The following is a 20096-nucleotide window of genomic DNA, read 5'->3' as shown; positions in this document are numbered from 1 at the left end:
AAGTAAAAAACACCCAAGCTATCGTTTAGTTTGGGTGTTTTTTTTACCAATAGTTATAAAAAGATATGCTTACTTAATATCAAATCGCAATAAACGCAAGGCGTTAATAACAACTAATAAGGTGGAGCCCTCGTGTATTATAACGGCAATTCCAATGTTAGCAAATCCAAAAAGAGTTGCCGGAACCAGAAACGCAACAATACCCAGACTAATCCACAGGTTCTGTTTTATAATTTTTTTCGATGCGCGACTCAAAGCGATAACAAAAGGAAGTGATTCAATCTTATCAGACATTAATGCAACATCTGCCGTTTCTAAGGCGACATCGCTTCCAGCGGCTCCCATTGCGATACCAACGGTGCTATTCGCCATTGCCGGAGAATCGTTTACGCCATCGCCAACCATAGCAACTTTGTTGTTATTCGCCTTTAATTCTTGAATCGCTTTTACCTTATCTTCAGGTAATAAATTGCCTCGAGCTTCTGTTAATCCTATTTGTTTTGCAATGGCATCACCCACATTTTGGTGATCGCCAGTGAGCATTACCATTTTTTTAATCCCAATACGTTTTAGATGTGCTAAGGTACTTTTTGCGGTGTCTCTCGGCACATCCATAACACTTAGTAATCCAATAATTTCGTTATTAAAAGCAACAAGCATTACTGTTTGCCCGCCAGTTAACAAGTCGTTGCTTTGTTGTTGTACGGCTTCAGATACTAATATATTATGACCTTGCATCAAAACAGTATTACCAATATAAACGGATTGATTATTATAAATAGCTTCAATACCTTTTCCTTGAATGGCTTTAATTCCAGAGGCTGAACCTGTTTCCGTTAAGCTGTACTGTTGTTTTAAGTCCTTGGAAATGGCTTTTGCTAAGGGATGATTACTTAAACTTTCAACGTCTAAAACTAACTGCAGAAAAGTGTTTTCATCATAATTATTTAAAGCCATGGCGTGAGTTAACTTCGGTTTACCTTCTGTTAAAGTTCCTGTTTTATCGAAGGCTATGGTATCTAAACTTCCTAAGTCTTCCAAAGCACGACCTCCCTTTATTAATACTCCTTTTTTTGCTGCTCGGGCGACACCACTAAGCACAGCGCTTGGTGTTGATATGGCTAAAGCACATGGGCTGGCAGCCACTAGAACCGTAATGGCACGATATAAACTATCATTAAAGGATTCGTCTATAACTAAATAGGCAAAACACAGTGTGATTACCAAAATAATAACGGTAGGCACAAACCACTTTTCAAAGCGTTTTGTTAAGCGTTGTGTGGGTGATTTGTGTGTTTCAACTTCACTCACCATTTTAACCAATCTTGAAATTGAAGAATCTTCGCTTAACTTTAATACCTTTACTTCTAAAGCGCTATCTCCGTTTATCGTCCCTGTAAAAACAATATTTACGGCATCGATGTCATTAAAGTCCGGTAAGGCTTCAGAGTTTATTATAAATGTTTTGTCGACCGGCATACTTTCACCGGTAATAGAAGCTTGATTGATGCTACTGCTGCCTTTTATTATTACACCATCGGCCGCAATTTTGGTGTTTGGTTTAACGACGATAGTATCATTTATGCGAAGCTCTTCAATGGGTACTTCTTTTAATGATTTTCCTTTTTTTAGTAACGCTGTTTTGGGCGATAATTCGCCAAGCGCTTCAATAGACTTCTTCGCTTTGTTCATCGCATAATGTTCTAAAGCGTGTCCTAAACTAAACAGAAATAGAAGTAACGCGCCTTCGGCCCAACTTCCAATATAAGCTGCTCCAATAGCGGCAGCGATCATTAAGAAATCAATTTCGAACTCTCCTTTTTTAATTTTTTCAGCGGCTTCTTTGAGCGCGAATACACCGCCAAAAAAGTAAGCTAAAATGTAACAGCTTAGTGGCAGCCATTCGTTTACAGAGGCTAAATAAGAGAGACCAAAACCAAGTCCTAAAAGCACACCGCTCGCTATTGAAAAATACAGTTCAGTTTGTTCTCCTAAAAATCGGTTATGATTGTGAGTGTTTTCGGTGTGTTTACGTTCTTTCATACGATACGGATTAATGTGAATGCTCTGCGTCTCCTTTTTTCAACTCTGAAATTAAGTAATAAGCACCACTTTGCGCCACTAAAACCGAAGATTTTTGTTCGTTTTTAAATTGAAAAGAAGAATAACCATTTACGGTGTTTTTTATGATAACTTCTTCTGGCGTAAATTTCCATATAGTCTCGTTTACTTTCTTAGCCACAAAAACATAAGAGTACGCACCATCTTGAAAAACTGCCGATTCAGCTATTGCTTTTTCGGTAGTGTTTTTAGTTATAATTTGCGCATTAACATACATTCCAGGTATTAATTTTTTGTCTTTATTTTCAATTTCAGCGTGAATATGTAAGGCTTTCGGGCCGTCTTCAAATGCTTTCCCTACCGAATATATTTCTGCTGTAAGTTCTGTGTTTCCTAAAGATTCCACTTTAAACCGAACGGTTTGTCCGTTCTTAACTTTTGTAACATCTTTCTCATAAACCATTAAATCCAAATGAATATGTTCGGTGTTTACAATATCCATTAAGGCAGTTTGTGGCTGGGAAAATTGCCCTGTTTTTACAAAAACTTTTTCGATATAACCATTTATTGGGCTGTGTAAGGGTGCAGATTCGGAAATGTTTCCTGCTTTTACACGTTGTGGCGATAAACCTAATAATCGCAGTTGGCTTTCGTAACCTTTTGCTAAACCAGATGTGCTGTTATAGGTCGATTTCGCTTGCTGATAATCGCGACCCGAAGCGACGCCTTGATCGTATAACGTTTGCTGACGTTTAAAATCTTGTTCTAAAAAAGACAACTTATTTAAAGTTTGAAGATAATCGGTTTGAATAGTAATAATATCAGGGTGGGTGATATAGGCAACGACCTGACCTTTTGTAACGTAATCTCCTTCAATAACTTTAATTTGGCTAATATTAGCGCCAATCGTTGTTGTGATTACCGCTTCATTTTGCGGCGGAACACCAAGAGTACCGTTCACTTGGATAAAACCACTCATATTTCGGTTTGAAATGGTATCGATGGTAATATTTAAGTCCGCAAGTTGCGTTGACGATAATTCAATATGATCAGACTGTTCGTCGTCTGCGTGTTCGTCAACTTCAGGCGATATTTGCGCATTCGTCTTATTTTCGGGAACAGAATGGTTTTCATCTGAAGAGTTTTTACAGCTTAAACTAATAAGTAAAAGCAATAAAATACCGTAAGTTTTATAGAGTGTTTTCATAGTGTTTTGTTATTGATTTGACATAAAGAAATCCACAGCAATCGTACTCATTAAATACGATTCTAGAATATTCCAAGTATTAATTTCTAATTCGGTAGCGTCTTTTAAGGTTTGAATAAATGCTATATAATCCATTGCGCCTTCTTTATACGATAAGGTGGCACCTTCTCGTTGTTCGATGGCCAGCTCAAGGGCTTCCGTTTTATAGAAATTCCAATTGTTTTTGTTTAGTGTGTACTCAGAAACAAGATTGGTATATGTGGTATTTAAGTCATTTGTTTTTAGTCGGTTTTCTTCTTGAATAATCTGAGATTGTAATTGCGCAGCTTTTGATTTTCCTTTCGCGACATTAAAAATTAAAGGAATTTTTAACCCAATTTGAAAACTATTAAAACCGGTTTGTCCTGCGACCTCTTGAAAACCATATTGCGCCGATAATTTAGGTAAATAACTGGCTTTTTGGACTGTCGTTTTAGCATTAGCAACCGCCAATTGCGCCGTCCATTGTCTTAATAATGGATGCGATTTTAAAGTGCTGTCTATTGTTAAATCCAAGCGCTCTAATTCTGAAATTGCTATCGTCTTAATGCTATACGACGTAGCGCTAAATAGGTGTTGGTTGAATTGTTCCAACGCCATTTTATAATTGTTATACGCGACGCGTTTTTGAATGCTAATAAGTTTGCCTTGATTGCTCGTGGCATTATATTCTAATTTTGAAATAGCTTCGGTTTCGTAGCGTAACGTTAATGCTTTTTCAAGCCCAGAAAACGTAGAATCGATAGTGGCATAAGAGTCGTAAATACGTTTTGAGATATACGTTTTTATCCACGCTTTTTTGACGGCTTGTTCTACTTGAAGCGCGCTCACTTCATAATTTACTTGTGCCAAAGCAATATTATTTTTTGCTAGTTTTACTTTGGAAGGCCCTTCGAAAATTGCAATTCCCGTTTGTCCAATTCCTAAACGCGTGTAGGTGGCAGGATTGTCATATCCTATTTCTTCGCCACTTGTAAATAGAGACGTTTCGCCAAAATCCCAAGCCGTCGTTTTTAAAGCTTCCTCTTTTTTTATGCTTAGTGTGGAAGCATTTAATGCCGGATGGTTTGTAGACGCAATACGCACAGCTTCTTCCATAGAAAGCCCCGGCGTGGTTTGCGCAGACCCCGAAAACATACCGAAAACAATAACCAATGAGGCTAATACGGTCTTTGGAGATCTGTTTGATGGTTTTTTATTGGCTTCTCGCGTTTCTATCCATCGGTATAAAATAGGAATAACAAATAGCGTTAATAAAGTTGCTGTTAATAAACCACCAATAACCACTGTGGCTAACGGTCGCTGCACTTCAGAGCCTGATGAGGTGGATAAAGCCATTGGTAAAAAGCCTAACATATCTGTTAGTGCGGTTAGTAAAATGGGACGAATACGTCGTTTTGTACCTTGTTTAATACGTTCTGAAATATCGGTAACACCTTCTTCTTTTAATTCATTAAAACCACTAATTAGTACTAATCCATTTAAAACGGCAACACCAAAAAGGACTATAAAACCAACACCCGCCGAAATACTAAAAGGCATATCCCGAATTAATAATGAAAAAACACCGCCAATAGCTGCTAACGGAATCGCCATATAAATCATAAGGCTTTGCTTAATTGACTTTAACGCGAAAAAGATTAAAACAAAAATAAGAAGTAACGAAATCGGCACTACTGTTTTAAGTTTATTGGTGGCGCGTTCTAAATTCTCGAAAGCACCGCCATAACGAATATAATAGCCTGAAGGCAACATAATTTCTGTGCTAATTACCTCTTGAATTTCTTCCACTAAAGATTTAACATCTCGTCCTCTCACGTTAATTCCAATATGGACACGTCTGTTTGTATTATCGCGACTTATTTGCATTGGGCCGGGTTTAAAACTAATATCGGCGACTTCTTTTAAAGCAATTTGAGCGCCGTTAGGGAGTGAGACAAATAAATTTTTAACACTGTTTAAATCTTGACGTAACTCTTGAGACACCCGAACGACCAAATCAAAGCGGCGTTCGCCTTCAAAAATAGTTCCGGCTACGCCACCGGCAAAGGCGGTTTCAACAAGCGTGTTTAAATCGCTAATTTGCAAGCCGTATTGTGCAATTTTATTACGATTATAATTAATCGTGATTTGCGGTTGCCCAACCGTGGCTTCCACTTTCATATCGGCAACACCGGGTATTGAGGATACACGTTTTCCAATTTCTTCTGCTTTTTGCGAGAGTATTGTTAAATCGTCACCATACAATTTTATGGCAATATCTTCTCGAACACCTGTTATCAGCTCATTAAAACGCATTTCTATAGGTTGCGAAAACTCGTAACTTAACCCAGGAAGCGTTTCAAGTTTGGTCTTCATTTTAGAAATTAGCTCTTCCTTATTCGTGGCACTTACCCATTCGCTTTGCGGTTTTAAAATAACAAATACATCGGCAATATCCATTGGCATTGGGTCTGTAGGAACTTCGGCAACACCAATTCTACTAATAATATCTTTAACTTCTGGGAAGTTGTTTTTAACCAGTTTTTCAACCTTCGTTGTGGCAGAAATGGTTTCAGAAAGTGAACTTCCTGGTTTTAAAACGACGTGGAAAGCCAAATCACCTTCGTCTAACTGCGGAATAAATTCGCCTCCCATTCTGGTGAACATAAAGCTGGAAATAGCCAATAAAATAACAGAGGTTGCAATAATTAGTTTATCGCGTTTAAAGGCTTTTACTAGTCCGTTTTCATATTTATTTTCTAACCAAAAAACAATTTTATCACCCCATGTTTTCTTGTCGTTTTCTGGCACCTTTAAAAATAATGAGGTTACCATTGGCACATAGGTTAAACACAAAATCATAGCACCAATCATTGCAAAAATAAAAGTTAATGCCATTGGTCTAAACATTTTGCCTTCAATACCTTCTAAAGCTAAAATAGGAAGAAATACAATTAAGATAATAAACTGACCAAAAAAGGCGGTATTCATCATTTTTGAACTCGATGAAAAGGTGAGTTTGTCGCGCTGTTCTTGATTAAGATTTTGCCCTTTTTTAATTTGAGTGTACATTAAAAAGACGGTGCTTTCTACGATAATCACCGCGCCATCGACAATAATTCCAAAATCTATAGCACCCAAACTCATTAGGTTTGCCCACACATCGAAGACGTACATTAAAATAAATGCAAATAATAAAGACAATGGAATAGTAGACGCCACGATAAGTCCGCCGCGCCAACTTCCAAGGAAAAAAATCAAAATAAAAATAACGATCAAAGCCCCTTCGACTAGGTTTTTTTGTACCGTAGAAGTTGTATTCGCAATGAGTTTGCTACGGTCTAAAAAAGGTTTTATTGTAATGCCTTCGGGAAGCGTTTTTTGTATGGATTCAATTCGTGTCGTTACGTTTTCAATAACGGCGTTGGAGCTGGCGCCTTTCAGCATTAAAATCATTCCTCCAACAGCTTCACCTTCACCATTTTTTGTTAGTGCGCCGTAACGTGTTGCTGTACCTAAATTTACATCGGCAATGTCTTCTATAGTCACAGGAATGCCGTTATTATTAGTCACGACAATCTTATTAATATCGCTAATCGTCCGTGCTAACCCTTCGCCTCGAATAAAATTGGCTTGGTGATTTTTCTCGATATATGCACCACCCGTATTTTGGTTATTGTTTTGTAAGGCTGTAAAGACATCGTTAATACTAATGCCGATCGCTTTAAGTCGGCTGGGATTAACTGCTACTTCGTATTGTTTTATACCACCGCCAAAGGCGTTAACTTCTACAACGCCTGGCACCATTGCCATTTGCCTGCGTATAATCCAATCTTGAATGGTTCGCAGCTCGGTAGTGGTGTAGCGGTCTTCAAACTCTGGGGCGACTTCTAAAGTATATTGGTAAATTTCTCCCAAACCCGTAGAGATAGGCCCCATAAAAGGAGTTCCGAAACCTTCTGGGATTTTGGCTTTAATTTCGGTGAGTTTTTCACTAACCAGTTGCCGGGGTAAATAGGTGTCTACATTGTCGTTAAAGACGATGGTTACTACCGATAAACCAAAGCGAGAAACCGATCTAATTTCTTTAACTTCAGGTAAGTTAGCCACCGCTAATTCTACCGGGTAGGTAACGAATTGTTCAATATCTTCAGTCCCCAAATTTGGGGCCTGAGTAATAATTTGTACTTGGTTGTTTGTAATGTCTGGCACCGCACCTATGGGTACCTTTAAAATGCTGTAAACACCACCGGCAATTAAGGCTAGTGTAAGCAATGCGATTACAATTTTGTTGTTAATTGAAAAGGCAATAAGTTTATTAATCATTCTGTTTATGATTTAATTCTTTAAATAAATAGTAAGAGTGACACTATTATATAGTGTAAAAAAGTCCTGAAAAGATTCAGATTATTTATAGAATTAAGCTTGAGGGGGTTGCAGAAGGCTGCAGCTGTGGTCTTTACTTATACTTTCGAAATACGTAGGGGTTTCCTGCGGACTATCGTTGTTAACAAAAGAAAAATCTAAGTGTGTTGACGTAATAATTTCAATATGGCAACATTGGCAAGTACAAAATGGCGAACATAAATCTACGTCGTGATCGCTTGAAGAATGATCGTCGGCCATTGCAATTGAAGCTATTGTATTATCTTGGGTATCTACCACCACATCGCTGCACGGTATGCAGGTAAGGCTGGTTAAATAGATAGATAATATGATGGCAAAAAATTTCACAAGGCAAAGTTAAGTGTTTTTAGTAGATTAGACCACTGTTTTTTAAAAATAGGCTTTTAATTGCACGTTTCCGGTGTGAATAGTCTTACTAGTTTCGCTTTTTCTTCCAAAATAGGTAAGGTTTAAATCTAAGTATTTTGTAATTTTTTTCTGCGCTAAAATACTCCACGTTAAATTTCTTCCGGGTTGTAAACCTTCAAGCATTTGGTATCCTACCGGTGAATTTTGATTGCCTTCAAAAGTATTCGAAAACAAATTGAACTCCCCCGAAATCGCTGCCTTTTGATTACTGTTAATGGCAAACGATACCCCATATTTTTGCTGATTCAATACTTCTAAATCACCGATGCTATTTTCTTTTTTTGTGTATTGATAAAAAACATCAAAACGCACATTGTCGTTTAATAAATAAGAGAGTTTAGGATTGAGTCGCTCTTCATCTAATTTATAATTTTTACTAATAAAATTCTCGCTTTCACTCTCGTTAGTCTCCAAACTCGTTTGAAGATTCAGTAACCAACTTGTTACGAATTTATGATTAAAATGCAACTGATGACTTATAAGTGAATTGGCAATGAAGCCTACTGTTAATTGGTTTTTAGAACTATTCGTTAAAAAAGTATACGAGGTCGTGTACCGTTGTTTCCCGCGATTGAAGAATAAGACGTTTCTAAAATTGGACTGTAAACCTAATGTTGTTTCACTATCGTTTTTAAACGGATTTAAATTAAAGGAATTGCCTTCTCGTTTTATTTTTCGGTCGATTAAATACGAGCTTTGATTATAGAAATGAGAGAATAATTTAGCGGTTTTATTTTCAGAATTAATCCAACGACTAGGGTTTAAGGTTACCGTTTGGCTCAATCTATTTTGATGGGTTTTTATGAATACTTGGTTGGGTAATAGCACACGAATGTAACTGCCTTGATCTTGAAATTGCGCAATTTCAAACTCTTCAATTTCTTGAATGCTGTTACCGTTATAATCTATCCACGTGTAAGCGCCTTGACCGGGTTCGACTTCTACGTACGTGAAATCTTGTTGTGGCAAAGTTCCAGAGTTGGTTTCGAAAACGGTATTCCATTGTATTAAATTACTCAAAAACTGCTGGTTGTATTGCAATCTCGAGTTAAGCGATTGCTCTTTTGTGTTTGTGGAATCTTCATTTTTTAAGGTCCTATAATTTACATACAACGCTAATTTGGTGCGTTCGTTTTTAATGAGTCGAGAATCTAAGTAATAAGTATTAGAGGAATTTACTTTTTGTAATGTCTGGTCTCTTAAACTATCGTTAACACGATATTTATAACCTATTTCTGTAAAAATACCGGTGCTATCACCAATGCCGGTAAACACTTCGTACGACGTGTATTTCTGAGAAATATCTGTGAGTAGCTTCGTGGTTTTGTTTTCTTGCTGATTGTTTTCGGTTGCGAGTTTAGCGCCTAACCACGTTTTTTTTAAATCGTAACGAATGGAATTATAAGATCTAAAAAAGGTGGAGTTGTTTTCGAAAGAATTAGCCGATAAAAAGCTGGTGTTTGTCGCCAAAGTAAAGCGATTTAAAAACACACGAGCGGAAGCTATATGTCGGTTGCCATTAAAACCTTCTGAATAATTTAAGTGCTCGAACCGGTAACTGGCTACTCCTTTTTTATGATGAAAGGCCTTAAATCCGCCAGAGAGCAACGCTTGGTTTCCTAATGCGTTAATAATTTGGTTCGCACTGGTAGACGGCGATAAGTTCCAGTCGCGATTGAATTCTGGATTGTAAAGCCCTTCAATATTTCTAAAGTGCTCATTAATATAATCGGAATCAAAAACAGCGTTTACATTCCATAAACTGTCATTTTTTATCACGGCTTGCTCCATCGCAATCTTTGCCGCGTACCCGTCGTTATTACTATCATCTAGATCCGAAAATAAATTCAAATCATTTTTACTTCCGGCAATTTCAAAATTAACTGTCGTTTTTTGAGTAGGTGTATAGCTTCCATTTAATACAGCTATTTGTAACTTTGTTGGCGAAATCAATTGCACAACAGGTTCGAAACTACCTTGAGGCACGTCTAGAACGGGCGCGATATATTCGTAAATAACGGTAATGGCATTGGTATTGCTAATACTGTAGTTTCCTTGATTTGCGCCAACATTAGTAAATTTCACCTTAAACAAGGTATCGTCCGGATTGTTAGAAAACACAAAGGCTTCAAAGCCATTAATGAGTTCTTTTTTATATAAAATCCGATTTTCGTTAAACGCTTCTTCCACACTTGATGGCGCCACCATTAGGGATCTATCGTCTCCCGCAGCGCTAAGCACGGCCACTTGTTCGGTCGATAAGTTTTGTTGCAAAGGGTTGTTTTTAGAATCGTTTTCAGAATAAACAGACACGCCAAATTTTATTTTTTCGCTTTCAAAATGGCCGCCGCCATACGCTACTAATCGCGAATAATTACGTTCGCTATATTGATAATCGACTCTAATTCGCATTTCGGAAGTTATCGGGAATGTCGCATTAAAAATAATTTCTCCAGCGTTATAGTCAATAATATAATCGGCACTTTCACCGCGTTCTAAAGCAATTCCGTTTACGTAAACGGTTTCACTTCCTGAAACAATAAGCACGAAAAGCTCACCATTTTGACCTTGTAATTTATACGGCCCTTGATTTCCTTCTTGCGCTGTAAATTGGCTTGAGGTAAATTGACCGCGGACTAACGCTCCCGCGGCAAAAAGATTGGTCTGCGCATCTTCGTCTCCTAAAGTAGCGCGCAGAGACAAACCTTGCACACGCTTCGAGAAATTAGCGAAGTAAGAATTGTTGTTTTCTAAATCAATATCTCCAGCGCGAATAGACCACTTGTCGCTAAAAAGCTCAATAAATACTTGGTCGAATTCGTCTAGTTTTTGCGAGTACCCACTTTCTTGCAATGGAATATTAGCATCTTGAATGGAGGCACGAAGCGACACTTTATCGTTTAATTTACCGGTAATTTGCAAATCGAGTTCACTGTCTAAAACCGAATTCTGATTATTTCCTATGGTTACCCCACGCGAAATACTTCCGGAGGTGGTTAAACCATCAAAAGGAGTGAATTTATCAACCGTATTGGGTTGCGATATTTTGTAGATTTTATTGATGTTATCGGTGTTCTCTACAATAACAGATTCGTCAAATAACTGATAGGTTCTGGTAAGAAATTCAGGGTACTTCACGTAATTAATAATAATAGAATCGCCAATAATAGGTTTTTTAAATGTTATAATGGCTTTCGAGAAATCGACAGTGTAAAATGTGGAGTCTATGGTTGTGTTGTCTTTAAATTTAAGGGCGAAATAGGAGGGGTTAATGCTTACACTATCAATTTTAATCTCTTTTTGTAGCGCTACAGTTTTGCTCTTATAGTTTGGGGTTTGCTCTTGCGCAGTAGCAAAAACACCCAGAATTAAAAAGGAAAGAGTAACAAATAGCTTCATATAGTAGTATAAACTAAAAACACGGCGAATTATTTTGTTAATAGTTTTTGGTTAAATCATGCTTAAATAGATAGGGTAAAAGTAACTCATTATTTATTTTAGCCGAAATAACTTCAACTTAACAATGAAAATAATCTCATATAACGTAAACGGAATACGTGCAGCACTAAAGAAAGGATTTATAGATTGGCTTAAAAGTGCCGACCCAGACGTTATTTGTCTTCAGGAAATAAAGGCAATGGAAGAGCAATTAGATTTATCTCTTTTTGAAGACGCGGGTTATAAATACAATTATTGGTTTAGTGCACAAAAAAAAGGATACAGCGGCGTTGCCATTTTAAGCAAAACAGAACCCAACCACGTAGAATATGGAACGGGAATAGACTCTATGGATTTTGAAGGTAGAAATATTCGTGCCGATTTTGACGGTGTTTCTGTAATGAGTATGTATTTGCCATCGGGAACCAATGATTTAAGATTGGCGCATAAATTTGAGTATATGAATATGATTCAGGAATATATTTCTCAATTGCGAGAAGCACACCCTAACTTAGTGGTTTGCGGAGATTATAATATTTGTCATGAAGAAATAGACATACATAACCCCAAAATGAAAAATGTTTCAGGCTTTTTACCCGAAGAACGCCAGTGGTTAGGAGAATTTATAGCCTCCGGATTAATAGATTCTTTCAGGTATTTACATCCTGAATTACAGCAATATAGCTGGTGGACGTATCGCGCCAATGCGCGTGCCAATAATAAAGGATGGCGATTAGATTATGCAATGGTAACACAGCCGCTACAAGAAAAGATAAAAAGAGCCGTTATACTAAGCGAAGCTAAACATAGCGACCATTGTCCGATAGTTTTAGAATTAGAATAAAAACCCCCAATTTATAAAATAAAAAATGAAAAAAATCCTTGTTTTATCATTAACATTTGCTGTGTTAACAGCGTGTGTGTCTCCTAAAGTTTATAAAAACTTAGAGGATAGATATGCCTCTTTAAAAAAAGAAAACCGTTCGTTACAAGACGAAAATAGCGACTCACTAGAAGAAAAGAACCAAGCGTTAAAGGCGTTGGAAACGCTTCAAATGCAGTACGATACTGCCGTTGCTGAACGCGACCAACTACAAAGCGATTACGACACTACAAAAAGAAGTTACGATAATTTAAAGGCATCTTACGATGCTCTAGATGCTAATAGTTCGTATGCTATTGCTGCCAATTCTCAGAAAAACAGAGAGTTATTAGCGCAATTAGAAGCCAAGGAGCAAGCCTTAACTGCCGAAAATCAAAGATTAGAAGCCCTAAAAAAGCAACTAGAATCACGCTCTCAGCGCGTCGCAGAATTAGAAAGTGTTATCGCTTCAAAAGAGGCAGAAATGACCAATTTAAAAAATGCAGTTTCTCGTGCGCTAACCGATTTCGAAGGCAAAGGTTTAACCATCGAGCAACATAACGGAAAAGTGTATGTGTCAATGGAAAATAAATTATTATTCAATTCAGGAAGTTGGTCGGTAGGTACCGAAGGTCGTAAAGCCGTTAAACAATTAGGGGCCGTTTTAGGAGATAATCCTGAAATTGCGGTGCTAATAGAAGGCCACACTGATAATACACCGTTTAGAAAAACATCTCAAATTGATAATAACTGGGATTTATCAACGAAACGAGCAACGGCGATTGTAAATATTTTACAAGAAAATAATGCCATACAGCCCGATAATTTAACCGCTGCTGGTCGTGGAGAATATGCGCCAATTGCTACTAACGCAACAACCGAAGGGAAAGCAAAAAACAGAAGAATTGAAGTGATTTTAACACCTAAGTTAGACGAGCTTTCTAAATTGTTAAACGAGATTTAGATGTAGGGCGTTTCCCTATTGGGTCAGGCTCTCGCAAGTCGCTTCCCGATAGTAACCGGGAGAGCTCCAACAATTGCTCCATCCTTAACGCAATTCTTAACACAGATTTAGACCTTTCGTTCTTAAAACAATGAAAGGTCTTTTTTATATTTATATAAAATTAAATAATGAAATACACCACACTACCAAACACCGATATAAAAGTGAGTAAACTCTGTTTGGGTTCCATGACATGGGGAAACCAAAATACAGAAGCCGAAGGCCATAAGCAATTAGACTATGCTTTAGATCACGGTATTAATTTTATAGACACTGCCGAAATGTATCCGGTACCTGCATCGCCAGAAACACAAGGGCGAACCAGCCAAATTATAGGCTCTTGGTTAAAGCAATCGGGGCATCGCGATAAAGTGGTGTTAGCATCGAAAATTACAGGACCCGGAGAGTATACTGCTCATATAAGAACGACAGGTTTTAGCAAGCAAAGTATTCACGATGCTGTAAATAACGAATTAAAAAGACTGCACACTAATCACATCGATTTATTTCAATTGCATTGGCCAGAGCGCAACACAAATACGTTTGGTATTCGTGATTATAGTCCGGATGAAAATGATAAATGGGAAGATAATTTTGCTGAGGTGCTTGACACATTGAACGCTATTACTAAAGAAGGTAAAATTGGAAACATTGGCTTATCAAACGAGAAAGCTTGGGGTACAATGCGCTACTTACAAGAAGCCGAAAAAAATAACTGTAAAAAACCAGTAACGATTCAGAATGCGTATTCTTTACTAAATCGTCTTTTTGAAGGCGACTTAGCCGAAATTTCACACCGTGAAAATATAGGTTTATTGGCGTATTCCCCAATGGCATTTGGTGTGCTTTCTGGAAAATATATTTATAAAACCGATACTTCGCAATCTCGTTTAAACTTGTTTTCACGCTATACACGCTACAGCAGCGAGCAATCTACGAAAGCTGTGAAATTGTATTTAGATTTAGCGGAACAATATAATATGTCTTTAGCACAAATGGCATTGGCTTTTGTAAACCAGAGGCCATTTGTTACGAGTACAATTATAGGGGCTACTAACTTGGAGCAGTTAAAAGAAAATATAGGGAGTGTAGAAATCCAATTAAATTCAGAGTTTTTAGATAAAATTAACACTATTTATGCCGAAATCCCTAATCCAGCACCGTAAAACCGTTAAATTCCACCTATATTTTTAAGTAATTATTAACATAATTTGGCGAATAGAATAATTCTCTTAAAGAAAACGGCTTTTTGTCGTTAATTACAGCATTTCATCTATAAAACAGCTATAAGTGAATAGAGCATAATTTTTTTTTATAGTTTAGATGACTAATAATCTAAGAAATAACAGCTATAATGAAAAAAATTACTCATTTATTAGTGTTGTTGGCCGTTTTTGTCGGCCTGCAAGCTAATGCACAAATTGCCACTTTTCCTTATAATGAAGACTTTGAGTCTGGAGATGGTGGTTGGATTGCGAACAATACTACAAATGGATCATGGGCTTTAGGAGCACCTGCAAATACTATTATAAATAGTGCCGATTCTGGAGCAAACGCTTGGGTTACAAACTTAACAGGTAATTACTCTGCCAGCGAATCTTCTTTTGTAGAAAGTCCTGTTTTCGATTTTTCTGCTTTAACAGCACCGGCTTTAGAATTTAGTATTTGGTGGAATTCAGAAAATAGTTGGGACGGAATGGTTTTACAATCATCGATAGATGGTGGAACTACATGGCAAAATGTCGGAAACTTAGATGACCCTAATAACTGGTTTAACGATGATTCAATAGGAGGGAGTCCTGGAGGTCAACAAATAGGTTGGACTGGTACAATTGCAAATGAAGGATCTAACGGATGGGTTATTGCTAGACATGCATTAACCGGTTTAGCAGGAGAATCTGCGGTTAGTTTAAGAGTTGCTTTTGGATCCGATGGATCAGTTGTCGATGAAGGCGCCGCTTTTGATACGGTAGATATATTTGAGGTAACATGCCCAGAACCAAGTAATATTTCTGTTGCTAGCACAACAGATTCTACAGCAAGTATTATTTGGGATTTAGGAGGAGCAGAAACAGCTTGGGAAGTTGCAGTGCAACTTGCAGGAACAGGAGCTCCAACAGGAAATGGAGATGCAGCAACATCTAATACAACTTATATAGCAACAGGTTTAACACCGGCTTCAACTTATGAAGTGTATGTAAGATCTAGTTGCGGAGCAGAATTTAGTTCTTGGGTTGGCCCAATCAATTTTGATACTGAATGTGTGTCTTTCGTAGCACCGTATACTCAAGACTTTGAAAATGGAGGAACTATTCCTTTATGTTGGTCTATGAGTGGTGGTGAAGATTGGAATTTTGATGATGATCCAGGATTTAATCATATTGGTAATGACGGAGTTGTTAACGGTAGTACAGCCTCTAATGGGTATTTCGCTTGGGTTGATTCATCAGGATCAGATTCAGCAGCGACTTTACTTTCTCCGTTAGTGGATGTTTCTGGGTTAACAACACCTTCAATCAGTTTTTACGAACTAAGTAACAACGAAGGCAACGCAAACTCTCAATTAGATGTTGAGGTTTGGGATGGTGCTGCTTGGAACCTAATGGGTACCTATAATACGAATACATCTGGATGGGAAAAGAAAACTATTGACCTTAGTACACTAACTATTACAGGAGATGTGCAAGCACGTTTCATTTTCTCAGAAGTTGCGGTACCATCAGATTTTTATGATGATCTAGCAATAGATGATGTTACTTTTGGTGAGTTACCAACGTGTTTAAATCCATCAGTAGTAACAATAGATAGCGCAACAGCAACAACAGCAACAATTTCTTGGATCGCGCCGGGAACTCAAACGGCTTGGGAAGTTGCTGTGCAAGCTATAGGAACAGGCGTTCCTGTAGGAAACGGAGATGCGACAACGACAAATCCATATGTTGCCACTGGTTTAACACCAGCGACAAATTATGAAGTTTATGTAAGAGCAGATTGTGGTGGTGAATATAGTGACTGGATTGGTCCGGTTAATTTAGCAACAGAGTGTGTGACTTTTACAGCGCCTTATACAGAAGGTTTTGAAAATGGTGGAACTATTCCTCTTTGCTGGGCAATGAGTGGTGGTGAAGATTGGAATTTTGATAATGATCCCGGTTTCGAACATATTGGTAACAATGGTGTTATTACAGGGGCGACAGCAACAAACGGCTATTTTGCTTGGGTAGATGCTTCTGGAAGTGATGCACCTGCAACGTTAACGACTCCTTTGGTAGATATAACGGGTTTAACAACGCCATCTTTATCCTTTTATGAAATTAGTAACAACGAAGGAAATGCTAACTCTCAATTAGATGTTGAGGTTTGGGATGGAGCTGCTTGGAACTTAATGGGGACTTACAATACTAACACCGCAGGGTGGGAGCTTAAATATTTAGACTTAAGTGGCTTAACGGTTACTGGCGATGTTCAAGCACGTTTTATTTTCTCTGAAATTGTTTCAGGAGACTTTTACGATGATATCGCTATAGACGATGTAACATTTGATGAATTACCTGCTTGTGTACAACCAGGAGGGATTTCAGTAACAAATATAACAGGAACTTCTGCAGATGTGTCTTGGATGGCAGGAGCAGGAGAAACTTCTTGGGAATATGTAATTCAACCAGCAGGAACAGGAGTGCCTACTACAGGTACTACCATTGCTGTAACTAATGTTAACGCAACAGGGTTAACTTTTCAAACGGATTATGAAATTTATGTTAGGGCAGATTGTGGTGTAGATGGTTTTAGTGATTGGTCAGGACCAGTAAATTTTTCGACATCTGTACAATTAAATTATGCCGTAGACTGTACGCAAGGACCAGTTAACGTAACGTTCTGTTACGGACCAAATGAAACAAACGTATTTACTTTCACAAGTACAGATGGTACAGCTTTAAACTTTACAGTAAATTCTGGTAATGTAGAAAATATCATTGATGAATTCCAAGTATTTGATACTGATGGTACAGATCTAAATGCCGGAACGCCTTACGGTAACGGAGGTGATCTTGCAGGAATAACATATCAATCAACGGGAGATACAATTTCATACACTATTAACTCAGATTCCTCAGTGAGTTGTTCTACTAGTGCTAATATAAACCCACTAGATATAACCGTGTCTTGTGCAACGTGTATTAATCCAGTAGCTACTTATGTGGTAGTTGATGATTGTGCAAATGGCGATCAATTTTTAGTAGATGTAAATGTAAACTCTTTAGGAGATGCAACATCTGTGGTAATTAATGATAACCAAGGAAGTGCTCCAGTATCTGTTTCGGCTACAGGAACAACGCAATTTGGACCTTACCCTTTTGCAACAGATATTATTTTTACTATTGAAAATGAACAAGACGGAAATTGTATTATTACAAGTGCGGCTATTCAATTATTAGCATGTCCGCCAGATAATGATAATTGTGTAGATGCTACAGTAGCAGCAGTGAATGACGATGGAAGTTGTACAGTAACAACACCAGGAACTATTTTAGAAGCGACCGACTCAGGAGTGCCAGCAGTAGATTGTGCAGGGAACTCGAATGATGATGTATGGTTTGAATTTACGGCCTTACACGAGCTTGAAATCATCTCTTTAACAAATATTCAAGGTGGTACAACAAATTTAGATTTCGGATTATATGAAGGAACTTGCGATGCTTTAGTTGAAATAGAATGTTATACAACGGCTTCAGGAATTTCTCCTTCATTAACTATAGGCAATACGTATTATATTAGAGTATTCTCAGGAGGGTCAACTCCAGAATCTAGTACTTTCGATTTATGTATTACAGAAGCACCAAGTGGAACAGCATGTGAAACTGCAGGAACATTCTGTAACAATAACGGGGTGCAAACAACGCCAAACTTAACAAACTTTCCAAGTGGTGGACAGATTGCGTGTCTATTTTCTACTCCAAACCCAGTTTGGAATATTATCCAAATTGGAGATTCAGGGCTTGTAGAAATTCAAATCACTCAAACGTCGGCAACAGGACAAGGTCAAGATGTTGATTTCGTTCTTTGGGGGCCTTTTGATGCAGCTACAGATTTTTGTGAAGCTAATGTGTTAGACGAAGGTTGTCCAACACCAGGAGATTGTCCTAATAATACATCAAACGGTAACTTCTATCCTTCAGGAAATATAATGGATTGTAGCTATAGTGCAGCTTCAATAGAGAATATAACTATTGATAACGCTATTTCTGGTGAGATTTATGTCTTATTAGTTACTAACTTTTCAAACCAACCTGGGGAGATTGAAATAGAACAAACAAATTCTGGTGGTAGTGGAGCAGGTTCTACTGTTGCAGAATTAGAGGTAGAAATTACTTCTAATGATGTGACTTTTATCGATGACGATAATGACGAATTAACGGCTTCAATTGCTAACCTATGTGGATTCGCTGATACAACTCTTATAGCTGAGTCTCCATTTGCTGAAACTTATGAGTGGTTCCAAAATGGAATTATATTAGATAACGAAACTTCGGGTACTTTAGTGGTAACTGAATCTGATTTCTATAGTGTGGTTGCTTACGATAGTGATTGTGAAGTGTATTCTCAATATGACGTTGTAGTTAACTTCTACAACGATGCTATTGCAAATTCAGTCCCAGATATTATTACTTGTGATGATATTTCTGGTGATGGTACTGAAGATTTTAATTTAGACGCACAAACAGCAACTATTTTAGGAGCTCAAAGTGAAACAGATTTTGTTGTAACGTACCACGCAACACTAGGCGATGCACAAGCAGGTATTAATGCTTTAGCTTCTCCTTACAGTGCTATGGACGGGACAGTAATTTACGTAAGAGTGGAGGATGTAAATGCTGTAGGTTCGGGTTCTGGATGTGCAAGTACCAATACATTATTTAACTTAGTAATTACAGGAGCTCTACCGGAAATTACTGGTGTAGATTTAGAAGCTTGCGATGATGATTCTAACGACGGTGTTGAATTATTTGATTTAGACGCTCACAATACAGTTGTGTTGAATGGTCAAGATGCTACAAATTTTGCTGTGTCTTATTACTTAACTCAAGCCGATGCAGATGCGGGAGTAGGAGCATTAACTTCTCCTTACGAAAACATTAGTAATCCACAAACGATTATTGCTCGTGTTGAAAACATAGGGTCAACTGATTGTTATGTCACCGAAGAGTTAGATTTAATTGTAGGTGCTTTACCTGATACAACAATTGACACAAGTGCTATTTATGAAGTTTGCCCTAATGCAACATCGCCAATAACGATAACTGCGACGGGTAATAATTACGCGGAGTCAGAAGTAACAATAGCCTGGTATAGAGATGGAATAGCAATTCCTGGTCAAACAAGTTTAACATTAAACAACGTGTTACTCCTAGGAACATACACGATTGAAGTAACGTTTAATAATTCATCCTGCCCTTCTACAAGCGAAGACGTAGAAGTTTACGAGTTAGAAAATTGTATTATTCCACAAGGTATATCGCCAAACGGAGATAATAAAAACGATTTTTTCGACTTAAGTAGTTTTGATGTACAAAGCTTAGAAATCTTTAATAGATATGGGACCAAAGTATATTCTAGAGCAAACTATACTAACGAATGGTTTGGTCAATCTAAAGATGGTGATGAATTACCAGTAGGTACGTACTACTATG

The 20096-nt window shown here is 37.7% G+C and carries 9 protein-coding genes; 4 read left to right on the top strand and 5 right to left on the bottom strand.

Translation table 11 applies throughout. The features are described 5' to 3' along the window. Nucleotides 1–69 precede the first annotated feature (69 nt). From ES677_RS10275 to ES677_RS10255, 5 genes are all read right to left on the bottom strand, one after another. Nucleotides 70–2043 carry a heavy metal translocating P-type ATPase gene (locus tag ES677_RS10275; RefSeq protein WP_148381190.1) on the bottom strand — a complete coding sequence of 658 codons (1974 nt, stop codon included), beginning with the start codon at nt 2041–2043 and terminating at the stop codon, nt 70–72. 10 nt (nt 2044–2053) lie between these two features. After that, nucleotides 2054–3268 (bottom strand): efflux RND transporter periplasmic adaptor subunit, encoded by a 1215-nt coding sequence (locus ES677_RS10270; protein WP_148370641.1) that lies wholly within the window; start codon nt 3266–3268, stop codon nt 2054–2056. A gap of 9 nt (nt 3269–3277) precedes the next feature. Further along, nucleotides 3278–7615: a CusA/CzcA family heavy metal efflux RND transporter gene (locus ES677_RS10265; protein ID WP_148381189.1), complete on the bottom strand. Its 4338-nt coding sequence runs from the start codon at nt 7613–7615 to the stop codon at nt 3278–3280. A 93-nt stretch (nt 7616–7708) separates the two neighbouring features. Further along, nucleotides 7709–8023, bottom strand: coding sequence for a DUF6660 family protein (locus tag ES677_RS10260; protein WP_148370643.1), 315 nt, complete (start codon nt 8021–8023; stop codon nt 7709–7711). 42 nt (nt 8024–8065) lie between these two features. After that, a complete protein-coding gene (locus ES677_RS10255) occupies nt 8066–11503 on the bottom strand; it encodes a hypothetical protein (protein ID WP_148381188.1) in 3438 nt (1145 codons plus the stop codon). Nucleotides 11504–11627: 124 nt separating this feature from the next. On the opposite strand from ES677_RS10255, the gene ES677_RS10250 reads away from it, so the two are divergent. The 4 genes from ES677_RS10250 to ES677_RS10235 all read left to right on the top strand — a co-directional run. Next, nucleotides 11628–12386: an exodeoxyribonuclease III gene (locus ES677_RS10250; protein WP_148370645.1), complete on the top strand. Its 759-nt coding sequence runs from the start codon at nt 11628–11630 to the stop codon at nt 12384–12386. Nucleotides 12387–12411: 25 nt separating this feature from the next. After that, nucleotides 12412–13368 carry an OmpA/MotB family protein gene (locus ES677_RS10245; RefSeq protein WP_148370646.1) on the top strand — a complete coding sequence of 319 codons (957 nt, stop codon included), beginning with the start codon at nt 12412–12414 and terminating at the stop codon, nt 13366–13368. 167 nt (nt 13369–13535) lie between these two features. Then, complete coding sequence (locus tag ES677_RS10240) at nt 13536–14573, top strand: aldo/keto reductase (RefSeq protein ID WP_148381187.1); 1038 nt, start codon at nt 13536–13538, stop codon at nt 14571–14573. A 188-nt stretch (nt 14574–14761) separates the two neighbouring features. Next, a partial coding sequence (locus ES677_RS10235) for a fibronectin type III domain-containing protein (RefSeq protein ID WP_246124471.1) occupies nt 14762–20096 on the top strand: 5335 nt, incomplete at its 3' end.

Source organism: Bizionia gelidisalsuginis (assembly GCF_008086185.1).
Classification (GTDB): domain Bacteria; phylum Bacteroidota; class Bacteroidia; order Flavobacteriales; family Flavobacteriaceae; genus Bizionia; species Bizionia saleffrena.
The sequence above is the reverse complement of the archived record's forward strand: the minus strand, read 5'-3'. Positions and strand labels throughout refer to the sequence as shown.